At 46.5% G+C, this 25681-nt stretch carries 27 protein-coding genes and 1 riboswitch; of the genes, 8 read left to right on the top strand and 19 right to left on the bottom strand.

The window, feature by feature from the left end; genetic code table 11:
• Positions 1 to 16: 16 nt before the first annotated feature.
• Together ACYCS5_RS09355 and ACYCS5_RS09360 are read right to left on the bottom strand one after the other, a co-directional pair.
• A complete protein-coding gene (locus tag ACYCS5_RS09355) occupies positions 17 to 631 on the bottom strand; it encodes a hypothetical protein (RefSeq protein ID WP_459760972.1) in 615 nt (204 codons plus the stop codon).
• Positions 632 to 715: 84 nt separating this feature from the next.
• Positions 716 to 1645 (bottom strand): DMT family transporter, encoded by a 930-nt coding sequence (locus tag ACYCS5_RS09360; protein ID WP_069012614.1) that lies wholly within the window; start codon positions 1643 to 1645, stop codon positions 716 to 718.
• A gap of 149 nt (positions 1646 to 1794) precedes the next feature.
• Here ACYCS5_RS09360 and ACYCS5_RS09365 point away from each other — a divergent pair, with 149 nt between their 5' ends.
• The 3 genes from ACYCS5_RS09365 to ACYCS5_RS09375 all read left to right on the top strand — a co-directional run bounded on the left by ACYCS5_RS09365 (position 1795) and on the right by ACYCS5_RS09375 (position 3573).
• Positions 1795 to 2673 carry a LysR family transcriptional regulator gene (locus tag ACYCS5_RS09365; RefSeq protein WP_029518230.1) on the top strand — a complete coding sequence of 293 codons (879 nt, stop codon included), beginning with the start codon at positions 1795 to 1797 and terminating at the stop codon, positions 2671 to 2673.
• Positions 2674 to 2866: 193 nt separating this feature from the next.
• The gene (locus tag ACYCS5_RS09370) at positions 2867 to 3202 is read left to right on the top strand and encodes a DUF421 domain-containing protein (protein ID WP_459760973.1); all 336 of its coding nucleotides are present in this window, start codon (positions 2867 to 2869) and stop codon (positions 3200 to 3202) included.
• Positions 3199 to 3573, top strand: coding sequence for a DUF421 domain-containing protein (locus tag ACYCS5_RS09375; protein ID WP_459760974.1), 375 nt, complete (start codon positions 3199 to 3201; stop codon positions 3571 to 3573). Before ACYCS5_RS09370 ends, ACYCS5_RS09375 begins: the two co-directional genes overlap by 4 nt.
• Before the next feature lie 20 nt (positions 3574 to 3593).
• Here the strand turns inward: ACYCS5_RS09375 and ACYCS5_RS09380 are convergent, their stop codons facing one another.
• The 3 genes from ACYCS5_RS09380 to ACYCS5_RS09390 all read right to left on the bottom strand — a co-directional run bounded on the left by ACYCS5_RS09380 (position 3594) and on the right by ACYCS5_RS09390 (position 6205).
• Positions 3594 to 4037 carry a ferritin-like domain-containing protein gene (locus ACYCS5_RS09380; RefSeq protein WP_069012664.1) on the bottom strand — a complete coding sequence of 148 codons (444 nt, stop codon included), beginning with the start codon at positions 4035 to 4037 and terminating at the stop codon, positions 3594 to 3596.
• A 134-nt stretch (positions 4038 to 4171) separates the two neighbouring features.
• Positions 4172 to 5746, bottom strand: coding sequence for a sigma-70 family RNA polymerase sigma factor (locus tag ACYCS5_RS09385; protein ID WP_459760975.1), 1575 nt, complete (start codon positions 5744 to 5746; stop codon positions 4172 to 4174).
• 93 nt (positions 5747 to 5839) lie between these two features.
• A complete protein-coding gene (locus ACYCS5_RS09390; protein ID WP_340886337.1) occupies positions 5840 to 6205 on the bottom strand; it encodes a hypothetical protein in 366 nt (121 codons plus the stop codon).
• Between the two features lie 261 nt (positions 6206 to 6466).
• Here ACYCS5_RS09390 and ACYCS5_RS09395 point away from each other — a divergent pair, with 261 nt between their 5' ends.
• Positions 6467 to 6667, top strand: a complete 201-nt coding sequence (locus ACYCS5_RS09395; RefSeq protein WP_029518226.1) for a hypothetical protein — start codon at positions 6467 to 6469, stop codon at positions 6665 to 6667.
• Positions 6668 to 6816: 149 nt separating this feature from the next.
• Here the strand turns inward: ACYCS5_RS09395 and ACYCS5_RS09400 are convergent, their stop codons facing one another.
• Positions 6817 to 7176, bottom strand: coding sequence for a HesB/IscA family protein (locus tag ACYCS5_RS09400; RefSeq protein WP_013311832.1), 360 nt, complete (start codon positions 7174 to 7176; stop codon positions 6817 to 6819).
• Positions 7177 to 7547: 371 nt separating this feature from the next.
• Here ACYCS5_RS09400 and mqnE point away from each other — a divergent pair, with 371 nt between their 5' ends.
• On the top strand, positions 7548 to 8654 hold the full coding sequence (gene mqnE, locus ACYCS5_RS09405; RefSeq protein ID WP_029518225.1) for an aminofutalosine synthase MqnE: 1107 nt from the start codon (positions 7548 to 7550) through the stop codon (positions 8652 to 8654).
• 204 nt (positions 8655 to 8858) lie between these two features.
• A complete protein-coding gene (locus ACYCS5_RS09410) occupies positions 8859 to 9926 on the top strand; it encodes an NAD(P)/FAD-dependent oxidoreductase (RefSeq protein ID WP_029518224.1) in 1068 nt (355 codons plus the stop codon).
• A gap of 84 nt (positions 9927 to 10010) precedes the next feature.
• On the opposite strand, the gene ACYCS5_RS09415 is transcribed toward ACYCS5_RS09410, so the two are convergent.
• Complete coding sequence (locus ACYCS5_RS09415; RefSeq protein ID WP_023990179.1) at positions 10011 to 10268, bottom strand: YuzB family protein; 258 nt, start codon at positions 10266 to 10268, stop codon at positions 10011 to 10013.
• Between the two features lie 87 nt (positions 10269 to 10355).
• On the opposite strand from ACYCS5_RS09415, the gene ACYCS5_RS09420 reads away from it, so the two are divergent.
• The gene (locus tag ACYCS5_RS09420; RefSeq protein ID WP_013311836.1) at positions 10356 to 10601 is read left to right on the top strand and encodes a NifU family protein; all 246 of its coding nucleotides are present in this window, start codon (positions 10356 to 10358) and stop codon (positions 10599 to 10601) included.
• A gap of 92 nt (positions 10602 to 10693) precedes the next feature.
• Here ACYCS5_RS09420 and ACYCS5_RS09425 read toward each other — a convergent pair whose 3' ends face one another.
• The 8 genes from ACYCS5_RS09425 to ACYCS5_RS09460 form a co-directional block, all read right to left on the bottom strand.
• Positions 10694 to 11458 (bottom strand): SDR family oxidoreductase, encoded by a 765-nt coding sequence (locus ACYCS5_RS09425; protein ID WP_029518222.1) that lies wholly within the window; start codon positions 11456 to 11458, stop codon positions 10694 to 10696.
• A 142-nt stretch (positions 11459 to 11600) separates the two neighbouring features.
• On the bottom strand, positions 11601 to 12443 hold the full coding sequence (locus ACYCS5_RS09430) for a MetQ/NlpA family ABC transporter substrate-binding protein (RefSeq protein ID WP_029518221.1): 843 nt from the start codon (positions 12441 to 12443) through the stop codon (positions 11601 to 11603).
• A 74-nt stretch (positions 12444 to 12517) separates the two neighbouring features.
• The gene (locus tag ACYCS5_RS09435; protein WP_069012611.1) at positions 12518 to 13186 is read right to left on the bottom strand and encodes a methionine ABC transporter permease; all 669 of its coding nucleotides are present in this window, start codon (positions 13184 to 13186) and stop codon (positions 12518 to 12520) included.
• Complete coding sequence (locus ACYCS5_RS09440) at positions 13183 to 14205, bottom strand: methionine ABC transporter ATP-binding protein (RefSeq protein WP_340886339.1); 1023 nt, start codon at positions 14203 to 14205, stop codon at positions 13183 to 13185. Before ACYCS5_RS09440 ends, ACYCS5_RS09435 begins: the two co-directional genes overlap by 4 nt.
• Before the next feature lie 136 nt (positions 14206 to 14341).
• Positions 14342 to 14481: riboswitch (SAM riboswitch) on the bottom strand.
• Positions 14482 to 14606: 125 nt separating this feature from the next.
• Positions 14607 to 15332 carry a Cthe_2314 family HEPN domain-containing protein gene (locus ACYCS5_RS09445; protein ID WP_069012609.1) on the bottom strand — a complete coding sequence of 242 codons (726 nt, stop codon included), beginning with the start codon at positions 15330 to 15332 and terminating at the stop codon, positions 14607 to 14609.
• Between the two features lie 51 nt (positions 15333 to 15383).
• Positions 15384 to 17150 (bottom strand): UbiD family decarboxylase, encoded by a 1767-nt coding sequence (locus ACYCS5_RS09450; RefSeq protein WP_459760976.1) that lies wholly within the window; start codon positions 17148 to 17150, stop codon positions 15384 to 15386.
• Between the two features lie 129 nt (positions 17151 to 17279).
• Positions 17280 to 18149, bottom strand: coding sequence for a COX15/CtaA family protein (locus ACYCS5_RS09455; RefSeq protein ID WP_230585119.1), 870 nt, complete (start codon positions 18147 to 18149; stop codon positions 17280 to 17282).
• 279 nt (positions 18150 to 18428) lie between these two features.
• Entirely contained in the window at positions 18429 to 18773 is a 345-nt protein-coding gene (locus ACYCS5_RS09460) for a thioredoxin family protein (RefSeq protein WP_025723593.1), read from the bottom strand.
• 239 nt (positions 18774 to 19012) lie between these two features.
• On the opposite strand from ACYCS5_RS09460, the gene ACYCS5_RS09465 reads away from it, so the two are divergent.
• Positions 19013 to 20302 carry a DUF2515 family protein gene (locus tag ACYCS5_RS09465; RefSeq protein ID WP_029518215.1) on the top strand — a complete coding sequence of 430 codons (1290 nt, stop codon included), beginning with the start codon at positions 19013 to 19015 and terminating at the stop codon, positions 20300 to 20302.
• A 17-nt stretch (positions 20303 to 20319) separates the two neighbouring features.
• Here the strand turns inward: ACYCS5_RS09465 and ACYCS5_RS09470 are convergent, their stop codons facing one another.
• From ACYCS5_RS09470 to ACYCS5_RS09485, 4 genes are all read right to left on the bottom strand, one after another.
• Positions 20320 to 21954, bottom strand: a complete 1635-nt coding sequence (locus ACYCS5_RS09470; protein WP_029518214.1) for a putative polysaccharide biosynthesis protein — start codon at positions 21952 to 21954, stop codon at positions 20320 to 20322.
• Between the two features lie 138 nt (positions 21955 to 22092).
• Positions 22093 to 22572: a DUF456 domain-containing protein gene (locus ACYCS5_RS09475; RefSeq protein WP_023990190.1), complete on the bottom strand. Its 480-nt coding sequence runs from the start codon at positions 22570 to 22572 to the stop codon at positions 22093 to 22095.
• Positions 22573 to 22623: 51 nt separating this feature from the next.
• Positions 22624 to 23373, bottom strand: coding sequence for a Cof-type HAD-IIB family hydrolase (locus tag ACYCS5_RS09480; RefSeq protein WP_029518213.1), 750 nt, complete (start codon positions 23371 to 23373; stop codon positions 22624 to 22626).
• Positions 23374 to 23455: 82 nt separating this feature from the next.
• Positions 23456 to 25534 (bottom strand): peptidoglycan D,D-transpeptidase FtsI family protein, encoded by a 2079-nt coding sequence (locus tag ACYCS5_RS09485; RefSeq protein WP_459760977.1) that lies wholly within the window; start codon positions 25532 to 25534, stop codon positions 23456 to 23458.
• Between the last annotated feature and the right edge of the window lie 147 nt (positions 25535 to 25681).

Below are 25681 nucleotides of genomic sequence, written 5' to 3' on the forward strand. Positions count from 1 at the left end.
ATACATTAGGTTCCCCCTATTGCTGACCGGTGAGTTTAAAAGTGCCGCCTTCCCGCTTCCCAAGCGGATAATTTTGAACCGTCATTTCCACCCTCGTATTCTTATCCCATACCGGAAGCTTGTCAGATGTACCGTACTCTTTCATAGCTATGTTTATGACTTCCTCCGCCTTCTTCGTCAATACAGCTGAGGACATATTATATTTACCATAACCTTGATAAGCACCGCCAAAACCAAGATTAGGTTGATTGTTCACATTCAGTAGCACACCCTTCAACGTGCCATCCTCTGTTACATCAAAAGTCACTTTTTCCAATACAAAATCATCGGTAACGACAGATGTCTGCTCTAACATATGCGTTATAGCTGACAGGTTAGCTGTTAATCTAACTCGTCCCAGTAGCGCCTCTGTATCGTTGTGTTGCTTCGTTAACGCTTGTGTTGTTTTATTTAGTGAAGCGTTCGCACTAGTTAAAGTATTGACCTTCGTATTCAGATTATAATTCCACACCGCCAAGGCTATACATCCTAGTACAGCTACTCCTGAAATGACTGTTGCTACACTTGCGAGCTTACGAACAGAATGTGCTTGCGGCTCCACAGACTGAGCATGACTGCTTAATTCTCCCATACCAAACTTCCTCTCTACTTATATAGTCATATTTTACTATTCCCTCCTCTGATAATCTAGTATATTTTTCCTAATTCCATATTTCTATGCATTTGTACAGGAATTCGTTTCATCAGCCCTGGAGTTTCGGTTCTTTCGTTTTCTAGGAGATGCTGTATTTACCAGATACACACTGCCTGCAATCAGCACCAGCCCCACAACAAACGTCAAAGTAAGCGATTCCTTGAGCATTACCATACTAAAGACTGTGGACAACACCGGAATCATAAACGTATATGAGCCGACGGTTCCTGCATCTCCATTGTCGATCAGTTTAAAATAAATTATCCAGCCCATCGCAATCACGAATATCGAAATAAACAATAGAATTGCGATAAAGGAGGTCGTCCAGTGAATATCGCTCCATTTCTCGGTCGTAAATCCAATCCCATTGAGTATAATCCCTCCCAATACGAGCTGCATCGTCACCGCCCAAATGGAGTCCAGCTGCTGACTTTTTTTCTTCATATAAATCGTTCCGAGCGCCCAGCACAATCCTGAAGCTAGCCCCAACACAATACCCAGTACCGATAAATGCCCTGCCATTCCACCAGAGCTAATCACGATCACCCCGCCAAAACCCAGTACCAGTCCAATGACCTTCAGGGGAAACATGCGCTCCCCTAACCACATCCAGGAGAATAATCCCAACAGGATCGGCTGAAGGAATACTAAAGTGGAAAATAACCCAGCAGGCAAATAACGCAGCCCTACCGTCTGCAAGCCATAGTAGCCTGCAATATTAAATATGGACAGCACAAGATAAGTCCACGCATTCTGTCTAAAACGCAAGGTTTCCCGGTGACGTATAGCGAACAATAGCAGAATCACACCACCCAGCAGGGTACGGATTCCTGAAAAAAATATCGGCGGCGTATCTGGCAAAGCCAGCTTGGTCAACGGCCAGTTGATCCCCCATACCATCACTAATATCAAGACAAGCCACAACGTAGCTTTAGGTGTTAATTTTTTCATAGATGTCTTCTCTCCCTTAGATTTTTCATCGCTCATTGCTACCGACTAAAATCTGAATAGCCGTTTGCAAAGTTTTGCTTTACTAGCGTATACTGTGGTCACTAATAAATAAAATGAATGTTTTCAATAAGGGAGATAACTTTTCACTTATGACCATTACTCAGATTATGATCTTCGTTCGTGTAGCTGAAACGCTAAACTTCACCCAAACTGCCCATGAGCTGCATATGACGCAGCCCGCGGTCAGCCATGCCATCGCCAGCATCGAAAACGAGCTGGGTGTCCAGCTATTGCTGCGCGACCGAAAAAAAGGAGTGCTGCTGACAAATATCGGGCACAAGGTACTGCTGCAATTCCGTATGATGCTGCAAAGCATGGAAAAGGTACAGCAGCAGGTGGCTGCTGAAAAAGGTCTAGACGTGGGCACGATCACGATCGGTGCCTTTCCTTCTGCCTCAGCCTATTTTCTGCCCCCGATTATTCATCATATTCGTCAGCATTATCCGAACCTTGTTTTCGATCTACATGAAGGCTCCACGAATGAAGTCAAGGAGTGGGTGCATACCAGAGAAATCGAAGTCGGTATCATCCTGTTACCAGACCCTCAGGTAGATATCATCCCATTATGTCAGGATGACATGGTTATTCTCCTGCCAGACGGTCACCCTCTACAATCGCACAATAAAATTGCCATCCGTGACTTGAATGAGCAGGATATGATCTTTTGTAAAGGTGGACATGAGGTCGCCATTATGGAAGGTTTTGAACGGGAACAAAGTCAGTTGCAGGCACAATTCATTACTCACAATGTCAGCACCTTGGTCAGCATGGTTCGACAAGGACTGGGTATGGGCATTGTTTCTTCACTCGCCTTGTCCACGTTCCCCCATGATCTGACCGTCAAGGAGACTTCACCTCTGATCACACGTCAAATCGGTATCGCTGTACCATCCCTGCACAATGCTTCTCTGGCTGTACAGTTATTTGTGCGTACTGCGCAGGAGCTGTTTACGGATATGAAGCAGTAGAAGCATTGGATTATGAACATAAGGAGGTCTATTCATATGCAGAGAAATCAAATCATTCGACCAAATAGCTAAATTTCTAACCTATAAGCTTATACATCACATATAATGCATTAATTACATTGGTATATTATCCCATCCCAGCGGGTAACCTATATGCTGAATACCTGCAATTTTCAAACTAGGAGGGTTTTGCATGGATCATCTCGTTATTTTGATCAGAAGTTTTTCTGCATTCGTTATCCTCATGCTAATTGGGAGAATATTGGGGAAGCAAACCCTTTCCAATATGAACTTTCACGAATTCGTAACGGCAGTTATATTAGGAGCTATGGCTGCTAATTTTGCATTTAACCAAAAAATAGAAGTTGTCCACCTATTAATAGCCCTGTCTGTTTTTACAATTACTTCTTATGTTTTATCCAAGTTTTTTTTGAAATTCAGAAACTTTAAGATGTGGACAGAGGGAGCACCCACCGTTCTCATAGAAGGAGGGTTCATTCTCGAAGATAACCTAAAAAAAATAATATGACATTGGATTCTTTAAACCAACAACTTCGCCAGAAAGAAATTTTTAATATAGAAGAAGTGCAGTACGCCCTCCTTGAGATTAACGGAAAACTATCTGTTCAAAAGAAAAAGGAACTGCAAGCCGTGACATTAAAAGACCTGCAGTTGAATGCAGGTAATGCCACACAGTTCCCAATTGAGCTTGTAATCGACGGACAGCTTTTGCATGGCAATTTAAACTCCAATCATATTCCCGAATCATGGCTGCTGTCTCAACTGAAGGCCCGCGACAAAAAGTTAGAGGACGTATTCTATGCCGTTAAAGGCAGCAACGGCCAACTCTATGTGGATGAATATAAGGATAAAATCCAGCATCCAATTGATGTGGAGTAGTATTGACTTTCGGTCAATAGTTACCTGAGATTCAACGTAATCAGATAATTGTATTTGGCAGCGTGCTTAAGCTCATCCAAAATGATACCGTACACCGTGTCCTTATAGATACCGGCAGGCAAACCAAACCAGATGTTGCGATATCGTTCCACCGCACCCAACTCTCCCATCAAGGCGCGCTGTAGACCTTCTGTATAAGATTGCACCCTCTCATATTGCTCACTACTGATGCCTGCAATTTCCTGTCCTGTCAAAGCCCGATACATCTCTCTGAACATTTTATTGTGACCGCGCTCATCATTACGGATGCTTTCAATAATAGCCACCTGCTCTTGTGAGGGTGCCAAATTGATCAATTCATCGTAGAACAACTCATCGTTACGCTCCCCTTGTACCGCTTCCTTTATCATTTGTACTGCTTTCGGAAATCCTGTGTTCCAGATCGGTACAAAATCGGCCCGCATATAGTATGAATTTCCCCAGTAAGAAGGTACTTGATACAAGTTTATTCCTCCTAATGTTAGTTTTTAGAAAGTATATGCGCATCTGCCCATGTCGGTTCCTAACATTAGGAGAATATACTGATGATAGCTATCCTTCAATGTCGGATCAAACCTCCAGCTATATCATCCCAACGCCAAGAAACCTCATGTCCATGGAGATGCAGCCCCCCAAACCACTCATCGATCCCTTGAACTGCAATGCGGTCCGCTGATCCATTCAGTACCTCTTTACCCAACTCTGTCAGAATTACCTTTCGGTTCAGAAAATCCGGAATTTGTCTAAAACCCAAGCCAGCCTCATCCCCGTCAATCATCAGCAAAGGATGTTCGCCTTGCGCCAAAGCACGAATAAATTTCCAGTATTCAAGATCACCCATGCCAAGCACATGCAGAACGTCAGTTACCTGACGAAACAATTCCAATGACGTATCCACTCCATGATGAACAGCCTGAAGCGTGGTCTGTTCCACAACGCCAAGACCATTCCGTTCCGAGGGCAACCGCTTGAGATGCGCTGTGAAGGCTTCATAGGCAAAAGTCAGGCCGGATGCTGCCAATTCTGTCTTCTTGTTTTCCAGCAGATTAGCCATTTGTACAGGATCAGGAGAAGCATACGCCTGCCAAAGCTCGCTTCCGAGTTCCATTTCTTGCCGCCCAATAGTCCGCCAGGTACCGGATAATGTCTGAAGCTGTGCCGGAGTGAGCTGTCCCAAGCCATGAAAGCGTTCGATTCCCGGAAACTCCCCAATGCAGAGCAGGCTCAGCTTCGTGCGGCCCAGTTTCTGTCTTTTGAACCAGTGGAGCAGATAGGCGAGCATGCTCTGATCAAACAGGTCATGCTCAAACCACAATACGACTTCATCATACTTAATAAACTCACGAAGTTTCTGCTCCTGTTCCTCACAACCCGTAATATATTCGCTGGTCGGAATACCCATCGATTCTTCTAGGACCCTGGCCCGCAATGCCCGTTCTTTCGCCCCCGCTGGATTTAAAAATATCGGTCCTGCCGGATATACCTCTCTCCATACAAGCACATCACCCTGTACAACACCCTGCTTCAACATCTCGCCTACAACATCACCGTTAACAATATGTAGCATGTTTTGCCCTCCCTCATACAAATGATTGAACACAGAAACGAGATCAGCTACCGGGAGTGTACCTTTCAGCTTTCGACGAGCATCGTGCAGCCGCTTCTTAAGCGTCGGGACCGGAGTGCCCAGATAATCGGAAATTTCCTGAAGAGAATAGCCGTAAAAATAAAACAGCAGCAGAGGCACGCGCAGCTTGGCAGACAGTGCCTTCACCGATTGTTGCAGAACTTGGCTCTCCTCCCTACGCTCCGCAATTTCTGCTACACCCGGTACTCCTCCCGATATCTGCATAGCCTCATCCAGAGGAAGCATCGAATGATGCTTGCGCCGCAGCATCCGCTGGCACTGTCTTACGACAATGGTCTTGAACCAGCCTGGAAAAGTGGACGCGTTCTGCAGCTTCTCCAGATTCTGATAAGCTTCTATGAGCGCATCCTGCACGGCATCTTCCGCGAGATGGACATCCTTCAGCATGTCATAGGACACCGCATAGGCCATCCCGCGAAAATGCAGCATCAGCTGCCCAAACGCTTCTGCATCTCCTAGCCGCGCCTTTTCAACCCACTCCCTCATACGTCCCTAGCCTCTTTTCTTTCGTGTTCTTATTCTTAAGTGCCAACTCCGTGGAGGAAGGTTACAAACCAGCTAGTTTCCAACAGAAATATATCATCCTTTATTTTTTACGAGGTTAAGTTCAATATGACTTCGACCATGTAGCCATAGCAGTTCATCCAGTAAAAACGTCAATCCATCCTTACTACGCAAACGCTCGATCAGTTCTGTAACGACTTCCATAATCCCACGCTGTACATTCTTCGCTAGTTGGAGGCCCCCACTTTCCCCATCCACATAAAGATGTGGATGGTCCGGTTGTTCTACCTTTCGTACATGTCGCAGACACAATATCCCATGTTCAAGATAAAAGAAATAACTACGATCATACAGAACTCCCTCAATTAATTCATACATATGAGGATCATCATCAGGTCCATATGTCATGGTAGCCCTTTTTAAACTAACTGGATTGTTCATATATTCTTTCACTCCCTCAGAATTTAAATTGTAAGTTCCTATACTGAAATTCTAGTGAAGTAAAACTCTAATTAAAATAATGTGAATTTTTTATTTGATAAGTCCTGAATGTTTGTATGCAATACTGTAATTTATGTATAAGAAGTCGTTCATTAAATACATTCGCAATATGGTATATATACCAAGTTAACTTCTATTTTGTTAATGAGGTACTTATACTATATGTTTTGAATTCTTATAATCAAATTGGAGAGTGATACAATGAATTTTATAAAATCTATTTATACAAAACAAAACGTAAATAGCTCAGTACTCTTTTTTGCATTTTTAGTTCTATATAGTGTTTTTTCTAAGATTGAAATTAAACCCGTAGCTCTTTTGCTTTTTACAGTTGCATTTGCCTTTTTTAATGCCCTGAGTAAATTTGTCCAATCCACACGTAGTGATAATGATCCTAAGTAAGTAATCTCTACATATTAAAAAAGACCTCCAGGACGAATATAGTACGTGACTATACCGTTCTGGAGGTCTTGATTTACATTTTCGAATTGTTAACACCCCATCATGCAGGTTTGCAGACAATTCATTTCATTGTACCCTTTTAAACTACCTTAACAAGGCTCTTCGTTCGGTTTCCCGGCATCTGTAGCTGTACGGAAGCTTGAACCGCAGCCGCATGTAGCTACGGCATTCGGGTTATGAATCGTGAAGCCGCCTGACATTCCAGACTCTTCAAAGTCGATTTCCAGACCGTCCAGGTAGCGGATGCTTTCCTTTTCCACTACAATCTTCATATCCTGTACGTTCATATATATATCCTGATCCGTCTCGTTGTCGTCAAAGCCCATTGCATACGAGAATCCGGTGCAACCACCTGGCGTAACACCCAGACGTAAAAACATATTCGGCGTTTCCTGCTGCTCCAGCATATCCTTCAAACGCTCAGCAGCGGAATCGGTGATGTTAATCATAGCTCCATCCTCCTCTTTTACTTCATGTTCTCCTTCAGTATACTCCACTATTTGCAGGTGCTCAAGTCATGGAATGTCCTTCCCTTACAGGCTTCAAGACCTGTTTTTCTATTCGTTTGTATTGAACACCGGTGGTGTGAGGTTTATAATAGGTGAAGAGTGTGTAAAAGAAACTGTCGGAAATTTGTCATTTCAAAGGCGATATTTTGAGATATTCATCATTGTAGCCTGGCATTGTAACATTTTTCACATATCGTATATCCGCGCTGCCGGATTTTACCGACGGAACGGGACATCCTGTGCGCATCAAGCGCTTGTGCCGCTGATTTGGCGGACAGCCTCGCACAGAGCAACTTGAAGGAGGAATAGGCATGTCCACATTAGTTACACCTTTTACAGACCGCAGAATGGCGGAAATTGTAGAAAAGGTACAGAACGGGATTCGTTTGAACCTCGAAGATGGTATATATTTGTATGAAACTGACGATATCCTCACACTGGGTCAGTTGGCTAACGAAGCTAATTTACGCAAGAACGGAAAAAAGGTTTATTTTATCGAAAACATGAGCCTGTACTTCACCAATGTATGCGAAGCGCGCTGCGCGTTCTGCAATTTCCGCAAGGATCAGGGGGAGGACGGCTCTTATACGTTGTCCGGGCAGGAAATGATTGATTATGTAGAGCAACACATCCATCCGGGGGTAAGAGAATTTCATATCGTCGGTGGTCATAATAATCATGTGCCTTTCCAATACTATGTAGACTCATTGAAGGCGCTGAATGAAAAATATCCCCACGTTACACTGAAAGCCTACACAGCAGCGGAAATTGACTTTTTCACACGCATAAGCGGCTTGAGTATTAAAGAAGTGCTTGAGGAGCTGCAAAAGGCTGGACTTCAATCCCTGACTGGTGGTGGCGCAGAAATCTTGTCCGACGAATATCGCAAGAAGATGCGTGTTACCAAAGCCAACGTGGACCGCTATCTCGAAGTACATCGCACGGCCCACAATCTCGGTATGAAAACTCATACGACTATGCTGTACGGTTCGGTCGAATCGTATCAGGATCGTATTGAACATATGCTGCAAATTCGCGAATTGCAGGACGAAACGAACGGATTTATGGTATTTATTCCACTGTCCATGCAGCCGAAAAGCAAAAACGCCAACATTATGCGTCGTAACTCCGCTTACGAAGATCTCAAAACCATTGCGATCAGCCGCCTGATGCTGGACAATATCGACCATGTCAAAGCTTACTTCATTAATATTGGCCCGCAATTGACGCAGGTCGCTCTCACCTTTGGCGCATCAGACGTCCATGGCACGATTGTGCGCGAGCAGATCAGCCATGCCGCAGGTGCGTTGACCCCTGCCGGATTGACCCGTAAAGAGCTGATCTGGCTGGTCAAAGGTGCAGGACGCATACCTGTAGAACGAGACACCTTCTATAACGAAATTGAAGTTTTCGAATAAATGTAATATCGGATTCAGATTTCCCGCGAGCATATCATCCCCATTACTCACATCATGCAGCATCATGCTGCCCCGGAATACGCTGGTCTGTCTGCCACAGGCAGGCCCGATTCTCGGGTTTTATAACAACAAAAACTTGTGTTAGATCGACGAGACACCAGACCATTTGCCGGGGACACGGTAGCGAAAGGAAGGCGGATTTTGATGAAAAATTTCGTTATTCTGGGGGGCGGCTATGGCGGCCTTACCATTGCCAAAGAATTGCTGGATAAACACATTCCCGACGATGTTCAAGTTATTTTAGTGGATCGAATGCCCTTTCAGGGCTTGAAAACAGAGTACTATGCCCTCGCAGCAGGTACGGTTTCTGATTTTGATTTGCGGGTGCATTTTCCAGATGAGCAACGTCTTATTCGCAAATACGGAGAGGTCACCTCGATGGATCTGGAGAATAAAATGGTCCATTTTCAAGACGGTGAACCCTTGCCCTATGATCAGCTTGTCATTGCGTTGGGTTGTACCGACCGCTTTCACAATACACCGGGGGCTGAAGAACACAGCTGTACGATCCAGTCGTTTAACCATACCCGCCAAACCTATCTGCGCTTGAACGAAATCAAGCCATATGGACATGTCCATATTGTAGGCGGCGGTCTTAGCGGTGTTGAGATTGCAGCGGAGTTACGTGAAAGCCGCACGGATTTGAATATTACCATTATGGATCGGGGCGAGCGGGTGCTGTCAGCATTCCCGCAACGTTTGTCTGCCTATGTACATGCTTGGTTCAAGGAGCATCAGGTTAATGCCCTGAACCATGTTGCGGTTTCTCGTATTGAGCCGGGGGCTATTTATAACCGTGACGAGCAAATTGTAACGGATGCAGTGGTATGGACGGCCGGGATTCAGCCAGTAAAAATCGTGCAGGATTTAGCTGTCCCTAAAGACCCTCAGGGTCGTATCGTGCTCAACGATTACTACCAAATACCAGATCATCCAGAGGTATATGTGGTCGGAGACTGTGCGAGCCTTCCCTACTCTCCAAGCGCTCAGGCAGCAGAGGTGCAAGGGGAACAAATCGCACATATTGTACGTGATCTATGGAAAGGTCAAACGCCTCACCCGCATCCTTTAAAGCTGCGCGGTACATTAGGCGCACTTGGCAAGAAGGCCGGGTTCGGCTATGGCTTTATGGGCAGCACTTCATTGCGCGGCCGTGTACCACGCCTGCTTAAAAGCGGTGTGCTCTGGAAGTCCAAACGCCATTTTGGCTGATCATGCTAAACAAACAAAGAAGACCCGCTCCCAAAGCAGGTCTTCTTTGTATATTGCGTGTATGGGCTAACAGAGCATTATATTTCAATCCAAGTCTAGGTTATCCCATGCTTCAGCTTCCTTAATTTTGTTCATAATCACTTCGTACAGAAGCTCTGCTGAATCTGCGGATACAATCTCACCATTGACCATCGCATAGGGTTCCGCGTTACACTGACCGCAATTACTTAGGCAGCCGTATTCAATCACATCATAATCTGGATTCTGTTCCAGCTTGGACATGATTTCATCAGTGCCCCAATGCATATTACTGGTGCAAAACTCAATAATAGGTCTTAACATTTTTTCACCTGCTTTGGATGACGGGCATTTTAATTTGGCCCGCTTTGTAATATAATAATAAAGGTATAGGAAAGGAGTTGAATTCTAATGAGCGAAACACAAAGCGTTCAAATGTATGATGAAGTAGCAGATGTACTGGATAAGCTCCGTCCGTTCCTGCAACGCGATGGCGGCGACGTTGAGCTGGTTGACGTTGAAGACGGCATCGTTAAGCTGAAGCTGGTAGGCGCTTGCGGCAGTTGCCCAAGTTCCACAATCACGCTGAAAGCAGGGATTGAACGCGCTCTTCTCGAAGAAGTCGACGGCGTCCAAGAAGTGGTACAAGTATTTTAATGCTTGATGCATAATGATCATGAGAGTCTTGACTTCGGTAACGAAGCTCAAGACTCTTTTTTGTGTTACAGCGTCTGAGAGATCACTCAAGCTTATATGGTTGGCCGAATGGGGTCCAATCCTCCCGATACATCCATAATATTGCCTGTTATAAAATCCGAATGCTCCTCACACAAATAGGCGATCACTCGCGCAATGTCCTCTCCGCTCCCCGGACGCCCACGCGGTGTCTCTTTATCCTGCATGCCGATGACATCGGCGATTGACATTTCCTTATTTGCTCCTCGAATATCCCCTGGACAGATCATATTGACCGTGATGCCATAAGGAGCCTCCTCCACAGCCAGTGACTTCGTAAAAGACACCAGCCCCACCTTGGCGGCTGCGTAGACGGCGCGATGCGGCCAAGCCCTCGCTTCTCCAGCATGACCAAAGCCAAAATGAATAATACGTCCCCATTGCTGGCTACGCATGTGAGGCAATACCAAATGATCCAGCAACATGGTACCGACCAGATTCCCTTGTATCATGGTATGAATCTCAGCTACACTGTAATCCGCAAACAGGCGGCGTTCCCGGATGAACGGTCCAGCATTGTTCACCATAATATCGACTCCGCCTAGCCGATCCTGGACTTCACCAATCAGCCTCGTGATATCTTTCTGAACAGTGATATCCCCTTGTAAAGACAGGCAGCGTACTCCCTTAGACTCAATCACCCGCTTAAGCGCTTCGGCTTCTGCTTGGCTATGCACATAATTCAGCGCAATATTACAGCCTTCATTCGCCAGACGCAGAGCGGTCGTTTTACCTAAACCTTTGGCACTACCCGTTATGAATGCGACTTTATCTCTCAACAATTTTCCTCCTGTTCACAGAGAACGGTCACCCCCAAGTATAAAATATTTAAGCTTCCCCTACAACTCTATCCAAAAGAAACCCCAGTCCTCTTGTTCAAGAGAATCTGGGGTTTGCGTGCAATGTGTTCTCGTTCCCTACTTAAAATGCCGGGATAATTGCGCCTTGGTATTTATCTTCAATGAATTTTTTAGTTTCTGGGGATTGCAAAGCTTTAAGCAGCTTCTGAATCGCTTCAGAATCTTTATTATCAGGACGAGCTACCAGAACGTTAGCATATGGAGAATCTTTATCTTCCAGTGCCAGTGCATCTTTCGTCGGGTTCAGCTTAGCTTCCAGAGCGTAGTTCGTGTTGATCAACGCAATGTCCACTTCAGGCAACTGACGTGGCAGCATAGCCGCTTCCAGCTCCTTGAATTTCAGGTTTTTCTTATTTTCAGTAATATCTTTTACGGTAGCTTCAATGTTGCTTGCGTCTTTCAGCTTGATCAGACCTTGTTTTTCCAACAACAACAATGCACGGCCTCCGTTTGTTGCATCGTTCGGAATGGCTACCGTTGCGCCATCTGGGAGTTCATCAAGCTTTTTATATTTTTGGGAGTAGATGCCGAAAGGCTCCAGGTGAACCGCGCCCACAGAAACCAAATTCATTTTGCGCTCTTTGTTCATAACATTCAAGTAAGGTACATGTTGATAGAAGTTAGCATCCAACTGCTTGTCAAACAATTGAACGTTCGGCTGTACATAGTCGTTAAACTGAACGACTTGAAGACGAACCCCTTCCTTTTCCAACTGAGGTTTGATTGCTTCCAAAATTTCCGCATGCGGCACAGGAGAAGCTCCAACTTTCAGCTCCACTTCACGTGGTGATCCGCCTGTATTTTCGGCCGCATTATTTGTATCCGATGTTGTGCTCTTTGTGCCGCAAGCAGCCAGCACCGCAATTAATGTCAAGCTTAATACAGCCAATACCCATTTCTTCATGTTATTACCCCTCCAATAATTTGTAATATTCAGGAGCAGACGTCCTGATCAATAAGGATATCTATATGTTTTCCCTATTTTCGAGTATAATGCCGCACGAGACGGTCTCCCGCCATTTGCAGCAATTGAACCAATACGACCATCAGCACGACCGCAACGATCATTACAGCCGTTTCATAACGATAATAGCCGTAGTTGATAGCCAGTGTACCCAGTCCACCGCCCCCGATCATCCCGGACATTGCCGTGTAGGATACGAGTGTAACGACGGTAATGGTTAATGCGGCTAGCAGTCCCGGAAGTGCCTCACGTAACAGCACACGCCGGATAATTTGTCCTGTCGAGGCCCCCATTGCTTGTGCGGCTTCAATGACACCCTTGTCCACTTCACGCAGAGACGTTTCGACAAGACGTGCGAAGAATGGGGCAGCCCCGATAACCAATGGTGGGATGGTTCCCAACACCCCGGTCGAGGTACCTACCAGCGATCGTGTAAAAGGAATAAGTGCAACGATCAAAATGATAAATGGCACGGAACGTAAAATGTTAACGATGAATGATAATACAATGTATATCACCTTCATCAGAGTCAACGAGGAGCGGCTCGCCAGAAACAATAATATGCCGAGCGGCAAACCAATAATGAGGGTGAACAATGCGGATGCACCGAGCATCTGAAGGGTTTCCATAGTAGAATTCCCTAGCTCTTCCCAACTCACTTGTGAAAAATCAAGTTCGCTCATTGTCCGATCACCTCCACATCAAGTCCTTGCCCAGACACTTCGCGCAGCGTATGCTCTATATCCTCATGATTTCCTTCAAAACGAACGATTAGCTGACCATAGGGTACATTTTTAATCGTAGATATGGTTCCCTGCAAGATCGCAAAATCAACCCCAGTGCTTCGAGCCGTACGCGACAGAATCGCATCATATGTTTTGCTGCCCAAGAAGGAGATACGTACCACCTGCGCCGACTCGCCCTCACCTGCTGCCGCAATCGCTGCTTGCAACTCCTCGGGATGTTCTGACTCCCGCTGGATAAAGTCCTTGGTTACCTGGTGCTGCGGCTTCAAAAATACTTCCGCCACCGGACCTTGCTCCACGATGTCGCCCTGATGAATGACGCCAACTTTATCACAAATGCTTTGAATGACATGCATTTCATGTGTAATCAACACGATGGTTAAATTAAAACGCTGATTAATATCCAGCAGCAATTTCAGGATAGACCCCGTCGTCTGCGGATCAAGCGCCGAAGTCGCTTCGTCACACAGCAATACATGAGGATCACTAGCCAGCGCCCGTGCAATTCCTACCCGCTGTTTCTGTCCACCTGAGAGCTGTGACGGATATTTTCCACTGTGTTCTTCGAGACCCACCAATTCCAGCAGTTCACGAACCTTCTGGTCCAACTTCTGCTTGGGCGTGTTTACCAGCCGCAACGGAAATGCAATATTGTCATATACCGTCGCCGAAGACAACAAATTAAAATGCTGAAAAATCATTCCGATTTTTCGGCGCTGCATTTGTAACTGGGATTGACTCACAGTAGTGAGGTTTACCCCGTCTACCCATACTTCACCTGAAGTAGGGCGTTCCAATAAATTAATACAGCGGATCAATGTACTTTTCCCTGCCCCGGAGTGACCAATCACTCCGAATATTTCTCCACGCTGTATAGAAAGATTCAACCCAGACAGCGCATTAACGCGTCGGTTGCCTTTGCCATAATGCTTGGTTAACTGCTTAAGCTCTATCAACGTGCTGCGACCCCCTTCACTTCTTCCTTACCCTTTTTACCAGTTGTCATCTCTCAGGATTGTATAAAATCGCTATTTATTTATACAAAAAAGAGCCCCTTTCACAGAATGAAAAGGGCCCCACCTTGCGATCCTTTTCTCATCTGCCAAAATCGCTATAACTCTAGCGGTTTTGTAGGAATTAGCACCATCATGTTCCCTCCCAGTGTATTACACCGGGAAAGAACGGGTTGCCGGGCTTCATCGGGCCAGTCCCTCCACCTCTCTGGATAAGAAAAATATGTTAAACTCCAGCTTTAGCTGTCCGTTAAGTTTATATAAAAAAACATAATTCAAGCATTTTTCTGAAACTAGGTTTCAGTATAGATAGTTTACATTGCTTTGTCAAAGGATATTTTCTATCATATTTTTGGGCGTACTGCCCGGTTCTCCCATTGTTTCGCAGTATAAGTAAAGGCGATTGACAACGACCGACACACCATTTCCAAGCCCTGCTGCAAATCTTCCAAATGGTGATCGAGGTCCTCCAATTGGATTTTTCCATACAAAGCTCGGTGTCGTTGCCAGAGATCATCCTGCATTTCCGTATTCATATAGTGTATCTCCGTATTCCGCCGCTTACGCAGCCGATTGATGGCATCGTTGTATGTATCCTTGATATCATTTAAATTATCGGTCAATACAGGATGCATTTTGAGATACTTGAGTTGCCGCAACACGGTAAAATACGAATAATGCGCCTTATACTGCCCTGTTTTTAAATCATACAGATCATTCAGCCAGTTGCCCAGCTTATCCAAAATGGAAAATACCCTCACAAACCCATCCTTATAAAAGAAAACATACAATGCATAGTCGGATTTTTCATCCTCACTCATATCTTCAGCATATCCGGCTTTCACTTTCATACGGAAAAAGGCGGCAGCATGATGGCTCTGCTCCAGTTCATCCAGAGATGACATTAGACCACGTGTCAAAATATCCGCCTTCCGAAAATCGTGGGTCGGATCTCCACCAGCCTGAATTTGCCGCTCCAGCAGGTTTAACATATCTGACATGCTATTCATGGCATCCAGCAAGATGCCCTTGTTCACACGTGGCGGCTCACCCAGTAGCTTGCGTATCATGCTTACGCCTCCTTATAAATGTAAAATCCGGCTGTAGGTTTAATTAGGGCGTCAAGCGAAATAACTCGTCCATCGTTGATCTACAAGCTTAACAATATCCTCACGCGGTAACACCTCATCCGGATACCCCGGCTTCATACGCGCATCCACTACAATCGGCAGCTTATAGTTCAGATGATGCAAACGCACTTCGCTGTCCGCGTACATATCCGTAGCCGGGTTAAAGCGAGTGAATACCGTCCATAGGAACGAGGCTTGAGAGCGAACGACTTCTTTGGCATCGTCCACAATGAAAACGAGCGGCCACTCTTGCTCACCCGCAGCTAATCGCTCCAAAACACGTGCCGCCAGCTCAGGATCTTGCTCAAAAGACGCACCCGATACGACGAGGCAACCTCCGCAATAGGGTTCAATTTCACGAATCCCCGGCAGATCGCTTCCCTCATAAGCACGAGGCAATTCACGTACAGGCTCACCTATTCCCATCAGGATCGCCTTACTGCCATGATTCAGCTTGCGGCCTGTGTAATCGAGTGTATCGTGTGACGTGTGATTGAAAATAAATAAATCCCTTGCTGGATTAAATCGCTCCAGAATGGTTTCCAGCAGCAGGTTAAAGTCAGATAAATCAATGACTCGATCTGTCAGCATCAGGAACTTGGTCAATGACAATTGACCTTGACCCAAAATGGTAAAACCGGATACAAGCGCTTCACGGGAGTAGCTTTCACGTACGACTGCCGCTGCCAGCGCATGTACGCCCGTTTCCGCATACGCCCACAGGGACTTGACGGAAGGCATCACAAGCGGATAGGCAGGCGACAGCAGACGTTGCAAAAACTCACCGAGGTAGTAGTCTTCTTGCCGAGGCTTACCTACAATGGTTGCCGGATAAATGGCATCCTTGCGGTGATGCATATGTTTGACATGAAATACAGGGAAATCATGCTGTAATGAATAATATCCAAAATGATCGCCAAACGGGCCTTCCGGACGGCGTTCATGAGGTGGCACATAACCGCTGATTGCAAATTCTGCTTCTGCTGGAATCCGATGACCCCCAAGCGGGTCCTCTGTCATGGGCAGCTTGCCTCCCATAATAAGCGAAGCCAGCAACAGCTCAGGCAAGTTTTCCGGTGCTGGAGCAATGGCAGACGCAATCAGAGCAGGCGGGCCACCGATGATAATCGTCGTAGGCAACGGCTCATTACGCAGCTCCGCTTCATGATAATGGAAACCGCCGCCTTTATGAATTTGCCAGTGAATGCCCGTCGTCTGATCATCATAAATCTGAATGCGGTACATCCCCAGATTATGATCCTTGGGCTGACCTGGCTTCTCGGTATACACGAGTGGAAGGGTAATAAACGGTCCTCCATCCTCATGCCAACTGGTCACTTTAGGCAGTGGTGCCAGCGGAGCCTCTGTACGGCGAACTCCCAATACAGGAGCCTCGCTATGAGATACTGTTTTTAGGCCTACTTTTAGCATGTCCTTAATCAGGCCACGTTCATTCCACAATGCTTTGGGTGTAGGTGGAAACAATGTTTTGGTTGCTCCTACAATCGCATCCATCAGTTGCTCTGGGCGCGGGCCAAAAGCCATGTCCACACGGCGATTCGTGCCAAACAGATTACTGGCTACAGGAAACGGAGTTCCTTTTACATTCGTGAACAGCAGTGCCGGCCCTTCTTCCTCAATGACTCTTCGATGAATCTCAGCCAGCTCCAAGTAAGGATCGACAGGTGCCTCTATAATTTTAAGATGATTTTCTTTACGCAGTGCTTCAATAAATTGGCGCAAATTCTGGTAGATCAACTGGACGATTCCTCCTAAGCAAATCAAGCCCTCGAGAAACTCGTGGGCCTGGTTTGTTTCTTATATGCTATTATACGTGTTTAAACGCCACTTGGGCAAAAATCCGCTTCACTATGATCTATGAAATGCTTAGGTACGTTGTGCTTGGGTCGGAACAAGCTTGCGATCCGGTGACAATTGCCATACACGATAGCTCAGATAAGCCAAGATGGAGAACAACGATGCAATCACCAGCATATGCCCCAGCACGATAAACATGTAGATTTCAGGTCTGTTGACGTACAGCAAGATAATTCCAATCACCACTTGAAGCAGGATTAACAAGACCGATACAACACCCAATATACGGATGTCCCGGTGATTCGGGTGATAACGGTATGCGTAGTGACCCACAGCCAAGATAATGACGAACAGCAGACCGGCTGAAATCTGATGAAGCAACAGTGGAGATATGAAGCCTCCAATATTTACAACCTTCTGGATGACCGAGTGACTAAGCAACGCCCCTGAATAGACAGCAATATAGGTATAGATCGTCGATAGCCATATAAAATTACGAAAGCCCCGACTGACAGGCCCAGGAATCAGACGCGGAGTGTGGCGTGAGTCCGCATGCTCCTGCCAGGCCCCCAGCGTCATCATAGTCGCACTGGCAAAAGCGATAAGCGCAAAGCCAAAATGCAGTCCCATGACCGCAGCTGATTGGGAGAATATGACAGCCAACGCCCCCATTGCACCTTGTATGATCACAAACAAGAGCGTGAGCAGCGAGAATAGCTGTAAATCCTTTCGATGCTTCATAAACAGCAAAAAGCCAACAAATGAGGCGATAGAAAGAATCCCGGCCATGGCACTGACGGAGCGGTGAGAGAACTCAATAAGGGATGCGATCGTATGTGCCGGAACCAGCTTACCATTGCATAGCGGGAATTCCCGGCCACAGCCCAGACCCGAATCCGTCCGCGTCACAACACCTCCACCGAAGGTAGCCAAAAACATGACAATACATGTTACGAGTGCCAGCCATTTTAATATTCTAATTTTGTTATTCAAATTCACCCGTATCCTTCCAAATATAATATTTATTCACTTTATATGTTGTGAAATGATCACTTATAGTAATTATAACTGATATATCGTTCCTTGACATACGAGCTTTGTTGACAAAATGTGAACGTGTTCGTGAGAAAGCCGCCCCCTTGAAAGGAAGCGGCTTTCTGAATGTCTTGATGTTTAAAATTCAATTTGGAACCTTCATGTATGCATGTACAGCATTCATTATTTTGCCAAGCTCGCATGGACTTCAACAGCCCGATCCAAAAATTGCTCAATCTCCTCGCGGGATTTGCGCAGTCTGTTCACCAGACGTACCAGTTCTCGCCCTTCACTGTAAGCGATAAAGCTAGGAATCCCCAATACATTCTGCTCTTGACTGACGCTTTCGGCCTGTTCTACATCAATCTCAATTAATGTAAGCTTATCTGCATATTGTTGTTCCACATCAGGCATGAACGGATCAATGAAATGACAATCCCCACACCAGTCCGCCTTAAATACAGCCACCGTTACGCCCGGAGTGGATATTGCCTTATTAAAGTCTTCATGAGAGACGATTTTTTGCATGGATGATTCCTCCTTAAATTCTTTTTATACTGAAAAGATTGCACTTTCTATTGTAACGCCAAGTGAAGCTTTTGCACACTCCCCCATTCTGCTCACATGCCGATTGGAAGCCCTCTCATTGAGGCATACTAAAGATATACTTAAGAATCCACCACATAAACGACGACATCCTAACAGCATACCCAACTTACTTGGCAGGATACGGGGATGCTTGCAGTTGGAAAGGAGGTTATTTAGTCATGTCTCTTACCGAATGGCTCCATACGGCATCTCGACAGCTTCAGGGAGGGCTAAAGTTACTGGGTTCCGTTCCCCGTGTTGCTGAGGAAGCTTGGGAAGGCAAACGGGCAGCCTGGACCGAATCCCGCAAATTACGCTACCCCTTGCGTGAACTAGCGTGGGATTATCATACAGCACAGGCCGCTATGAATGAAGCTGAAGCGTTAATGTTGGTGAACGGACCCGCTACGCGTCCCTCTTCTCTGAATATGCCCTTATGCGAAACAGACTGTGAGCTGCTGGAGCGGATCAAGAACGATACAGCACAGGAGAATCGCAGCAACGTTACCCGCACTGCTGCTTACCTTGAATGCTATCGTGGCTACCCGGAGTTACACTGGGCATTACTGGCCCACCTGGTTTCTCGTAATGGCGGCTATCATATGACCGATCTGAAAGGGGGACTGATTGACAACCTATTCGGCGAGCAGGAAAAGGAATGGCTGTATCGGCTACTGGAGCGCTGTAACGCCCTTATTTTTCAAGACGCTTATCCGCAGTTGCAACTTTACATGCACAGCCGTCATTTAGGTCGGAGTTGCTTTCATTTGTTGCCTTATTTTCACGTTTCGCCATTCATGAAGCCCTTTTGGGAACGTTTCTGGGCATGGCGTGATAGCTCTCTGTTGACTGTGGCGCTCATCATTAATGAACAAAACTATATTGAAGGACGTGTGGTAAAAGATCCGTATTTTCAAAAATTTGTGACACACAAGCCGGGCTTTTATTTGCATGACTGGCTCCAGCTTAATCAGGTTATATTTCCACTTGGGCTAAACGGTGGGCTTGCTGGACTAGTGATGGAGCGTTTCGGCCATTTGGACGAGCGGATCGGCTTTGGCAAAAGTCTCTATGCTATGCTCTTCGGCCATCAGCAGGTGCTGGACCAGGCATCAGCATTCGCTAACAGTGTGCCGCATACGGGTTCACGCAGCGACTATTGGCCTGGACTATTCACCCCGAATGAACAAAAAGCGTTGCACTCTCCAGATGAAAGTGCAACGCTTTTAGCACATGAATGGCTACCGCCAGGACAACGTCTGTACAGCCCGGAGCTGAACGCCGTCTGGTCCGATACAACTTATGATCCAATCCCCCGGTATGACTGGTTTCAGGACGGCTCCACACTTGGGCATCTAAGCGAACCAAGGCGACCGCTGTTATTTGCCATGCGCCACGAGCATCGCCATGGCATACAAAAAACAGCAATGGCCCACGTTGCCCATAACAGCTTGCAACCTTTCCACTGAAAGACTGGAGAGCTCTTTTAGCCTCGCTGTCCTGTGGACTCACGCTGTAGGCGCATTAACGGACGTAGTACCTTTTGCAACATACGTGGGTAGTTGCCCAGCTCGTCCCTGCGCAATACGCGCAATACAACCAGCAACACCAAGTAGCATACCAGTACAGTCGCTCCGGCAATGCAGCATGCGATGAAGAAGGCTACACGCGCAGGCATCAGATGCACCAGCAGAATACAGGCTTCATTTACACCGTATCCGATAGCTCCTGAGACGACGACTGCGGTTAAGAAACCTGCCCAGCGACGGCCCATGATGGAAAAGGAGACGATCCCTTTAAGCACACGCAAATTCAGCAACGTGATCACGAGGAAACATAATCCGGTTGCGGCAATGATCCCGTAAATCCCAAGCCAACCAGCCAGCAGCCAGCTCGCTGCAAACTTGACGACGATCCCGACCATGACATTAACCATTGAAATACGCGGCTTGCCCATACCGATCAATATCGAATTAGAAGTCATCATCGTAATCTGGAATATCGTTCCGAGTGTCAGAACAGCGATGATACCACTGCCTCCAAGCGAGCTGAACAGTAAACCATTAATAGAATAGGCGGTCACACATAAAGCCAGCACAATCGGCATTCCAGTCAAAATAGAGATACGCAAAGCCAGCGTCATCTGATTTTGTAAATGCTGCTCATCCTTACGAGCAAATGCCGCTGAAATGATCGGAATGAGCGATTGGCTGAGCGCAATGGCCAAAATCGGCGGAATTCCCGCCACACTCTGTGCCCGAGAGCCTAGATAACCCAACTGAGTAGTCGCCTGATCCAACCCCACTTGACCAGACAGCAGTCTCACCACAATCGAGGTATCAATAAAGTTGACCGCCGGAACGGTCAGAGACGACAATACAATCGGAATGGAAAGCTTAAAAATATCTTTGTAAATGCGCATCATCGGTAGCGCGGAGCTTTCCTCTTGGAATTGATCTTGACGATCCTGTCGATCCTGACGACGCAATTTTACCGTGTAGTACAACATGACCGCCAGAGCGCCAAGACTTCCCATGACACCCCCAAAGGAGGCCCCAGCTGCAACCTCGCGATCTCCATAACCCAGCTTCAAAATAATAAAAGCGAGTATAATAGCGGTCGCTACCCGTGCAACCTGCTCCACGATTTGTGAAATACCGCCTGCGGTCATATTACCGCGCCCTTGGAAGTATCCACGCATCATAGCAATGGCAGGGAACAGCAGTAATGCTGGTGCCAAAGCCTGAATGGCCAAAGCGGATTGCGGAACCCCTGCTACATGCTCGGCAAAATAAGGCGCTCCAAAATACAGCAGCGCTGTAATGATAATGCCTGCCGCAGCCGCGAATATTAAAGCTGCACGATACACACGTCGCGCTTCCGAAGGCCGATCCAGTGCATAACGTTCTGAAACCATTTTGCTCAACGTGCTTGGAATGCCGGCCGTAGCCACCGTGAGCAGCATCAAGTAAGCGTTGTTCGCAATGGTAAACGAGGCGTTCCCGACGGAACCGAGCAGATGCTCCAGTGGAACACGCTGTACCAGACCAAGCACTCTGGCCACCAAGGCGGCAGCGGCTAAAATAAGCGTACCTTTAAGGAATGTTTCTTTATTGGACAAAATGCGTTCCCTTCTTTCTTGCTGTTCACACGCATGCAAAAGCCCCGCACAAACTGTCATGGCCTGAGCCATCACCGGTGCGGAGCCGCATGTCGATTCTGTCTCTGCAAATCATAATAAATGATAACGAATCTCGGGTTATAACACCCAAATTAAGAATACAATAATCATGGCAAGCTGCAAAATCACTTTCATCACGGTGCTGGTAAAAAGGCCTAACACAGAGCCAAAGCCCACTTTAATAGCTCGGTCCAGCGGGGCTTTGCTTATCAGCTCACCTAGCACAGCGCCAATAAATGGTCCCAAAATCAGGCCAAATGCCGGAATAACAAAGGGGCCAATAATAATCCCGATAGTACTCAGTATCGCTGACAGGCGCGAGCCACCAAATCGCTTAACTCCCCACGCATTCACAGCATAATCCGCAACAAAAAGGGCAACGACGATTAGTGTTTGTATAATCCAAAACAGTGCATTGTATGGAGCAAACGAGAAAAACCAGCCGTATACAAAAAATGCAAAATAGATGGCGAGCGCCCCCGGCAATACGGGATATACCGCCCCGGCCATGCCCACAATGAATAGCACAATAACAACAATCCAGCCTACAACGTCCATGGGCCTCCTCCTTCTCGTCCATTCATCCTGCTAGCTGCATCATTCGTTTTATTACACAAGCACATAATCACGGATCACTTCTACAATGCCGTCGTCATTGTTCGAAGCCACGACCACATCAGCGGCTTCTTTAACCGTATCCTGAGCATTCCCCATGGCTACGCCCAGTCCAACCGCTTGAATCACAGCCAGGTCATTCAGACTGTCGCCAACGGCAACCACCTGCTCCAGAGTAATGCCAAGCAGGTCGCACACTTCAGCGATTCCACTGGCCTTGGATATACCAGCTGGGTTAATTTCCAGATTCGTCATTGAAGAATTGGAGATTTCAAGTCCACCCATGTCCTGAAGCTTCAGCAAAATTTGGTGGCGAATTTCGTCATTTTCCGTATTATAACCGAATTTAAGCCATTCCTGTGTGTCCAATGTATTCGGCCAACGATCTCTGTTATATAATTCCTCCGTTGAGTAAGCCCAGAACCAGGAGCCTGTTTCTACAGCAATCTGGTGCATCTTACGAACGAGCTCCTTATCAAGTAAATAACGACGCCACAACTCGTGGGGTGATTTCCACACCTCACTGCCGTTTACGGTTACCATTGGCGTCTCCAGGCCGAGTTGCTGACCGTAAGGCAGAGCATGCATCGCTGCACGTCCGGTGGACAAGCATACATGGATCCCTTCCTGTATCGCCTTGTTAATCCAGTTAATCGTTTCCAAGGAAATTTCATGATTATCATTCAGTAAAGTTCCATCCATGTCGAGCGCAAGCAGTTTGTATTTATATTGGTTCTCTCCCATAGTGTCTCTTCCTCCTGTATGTCCCTTATGTCCAACGACATTTTACCATGAAAAAGAGAAGCCCACAAAAAAATTCAAGTCCTCACTTTGCTGCCAGAGGCTTTTTAGGAGTACCATCTAGCCCATATACTTCGTCATACGCATCAAATATTTTACGCGCAACCGGTCCCGCGCTCGTCGCACCAAAGCCCCCTTCAGGAATGATGACCGCTACTGCCAGCTTCGGATTTTGACGGGGAGCAAAAGCGATGAACACCCCGTTATCTTTAACCGTACGTCCCACCACCTGCTCGGAAGTCCCCGTTTTACGGGCATAATCGTAGGGAAATCCGTTAAAAGCTTTAACATCCGTAGCCATACCCCGAATCACTGTATTCCAGTACGTATCTGAAAAAGCGACCTCATTCAGTACCTTCGGCTTAAATTCACGTACAAGATTCCCCTGATCATCTACAATTTTGCTGACCAAATGAGGTTGCATACGCTTGCCCTTTGTTGCCAGTACAGTCGTATACTGGGCTAGTTGCATGGCTGTATACTTTCCCTGCTGACCAAAGGATGCCTGTACCAAACGTGTCAACGCACTTTCCTTTTTGCTCGTATACTCGAGTCTGCCTGCCCACTCGCCCGGCAGATCAACTTCAGTCGGTACGCCTAATCCAAATTCCTTCATATACTTGTCCCATACGTCAATTCCCTGATGCACCCCTGCATTACTTCCGTATTTGCCATATAGCGGCTTGCCGATCATATCCACCATAAACGTATTTGACGAGACCTCAATTGCCCTGCTAGGTGTCAAAGAACCATACACATGTCCGCTAGAGTTCCCAACCCGGCTGGAGCGATTTTTGCCGTAGTACGCACTTCCCGTATCCAGATAAGTTTGTCCGGGAGAAAAAAAGTTTTCCTTCAACCCGATCAGCACGGTCAGTGGTTTAATGGTTGAACCCAGAAGAACCGAGGATTCTGGATGTGGACCCGCTTTTCCGCTAGGTACAGATTTAATGGTCCCATTTCCCATTTTATGCTGGATTTCGTCATATACCGAAGGCGAGGTACTCCCACTTTTCCATACATTAGAGTCATAATCCGGCATACTGGCCATTGCTACGATATTTCCGGTCTCTACCTCCATCGCTACAGCGAAGCCAGTGGTCGCGTCTTGATGAAGCTTCCCCGATACGGCATGAGTATGAAGCCAGCGAAGCTGATCCATAATGGCCTGTTCGGTTTTCTGCTGAATTTCCTTGTTGAGGGTGGAATATAGATGATGTCCTTTTTCCGGTGGAGTAATGGATTCAATGCCCTCCGGCATGCTGCGCGGATTGACCTCTACCGTTTTATATCCGTTTTTTCCTCTCAGCTCGTCCTGATACTGAAGCTCCAAGCCATCATATCCAACCGTTTCACTTTCCGAATACACCTGTTCCGGTCTTAGGACCTCCGAATTCGCTTCATAGAGCTCTTTATATTTGGGTCGGTTCGTTCGAGCTCCTTTGAACTTGTACATATATCCAATCGTTTGTACCGCCACCCGATCCGGGTCATAATGGCGTACACTTTCTTCTACAACCTCTACACCAGGGAATTCTGTCCGATGCTCCAGAAAATAAGCGATTTCCTCCCGACTCAAGTCGGATTTGACCAATCGCGGGGTAAATCCCCTAAATTGATTATAGTCCGGGTCCAGTCGCTTTTTTATTTCCTCTGCATTAAGTTGCTCCCCTTCGGTATGACCCAGTTCGTTTAATTTGGCAGCAAGTTTGGTAGCAAAAGCATCGAGCTCAGGGAGCAGCTTTCCCCCCGGCTTGCGGTCTTTCTCCGTACGTTTGCTATAATCCTTAGATAAAGTTACATACAAGGACTGTACTGAAGTCGAATACGCCAGCTTAACCGTACCTGTAGAGTCATAAATCGTGCCGCGACTCGGGGCTAACGGGACATTTTTCGTATTTACGGATTGCTGCTGCCCTTTCAGCTCCTCCGATTGTACAAACTGCAATACAGCCAGTCTGGTAATGATCAGGGCAAACAGCACAAAAGCACCAAAAAACAGTAGGTTGGTTCGTAAAACCGTCTGTTTTTTTCGCGACCCTTCATTCTCTTCAACATTTTTCTTTTTAAATGAAAACTTTTTATCCAAACTTCCTCTGTCCATATTAGCTGGTCATTACTCCTTTCAGTTAGGTTTTTATATTCCTGATCCTACCATATCCAAAGCAATAAACGATGAATTCCCAGATGACAATTTTGTAAGAAAACGTAGAAAAAGCATAAAAAGCTTCCCGCAGCCTAAAGGCTAAGA

The organism is Paenibacillus sp. SEL3 (assembly GCF_054602585.1).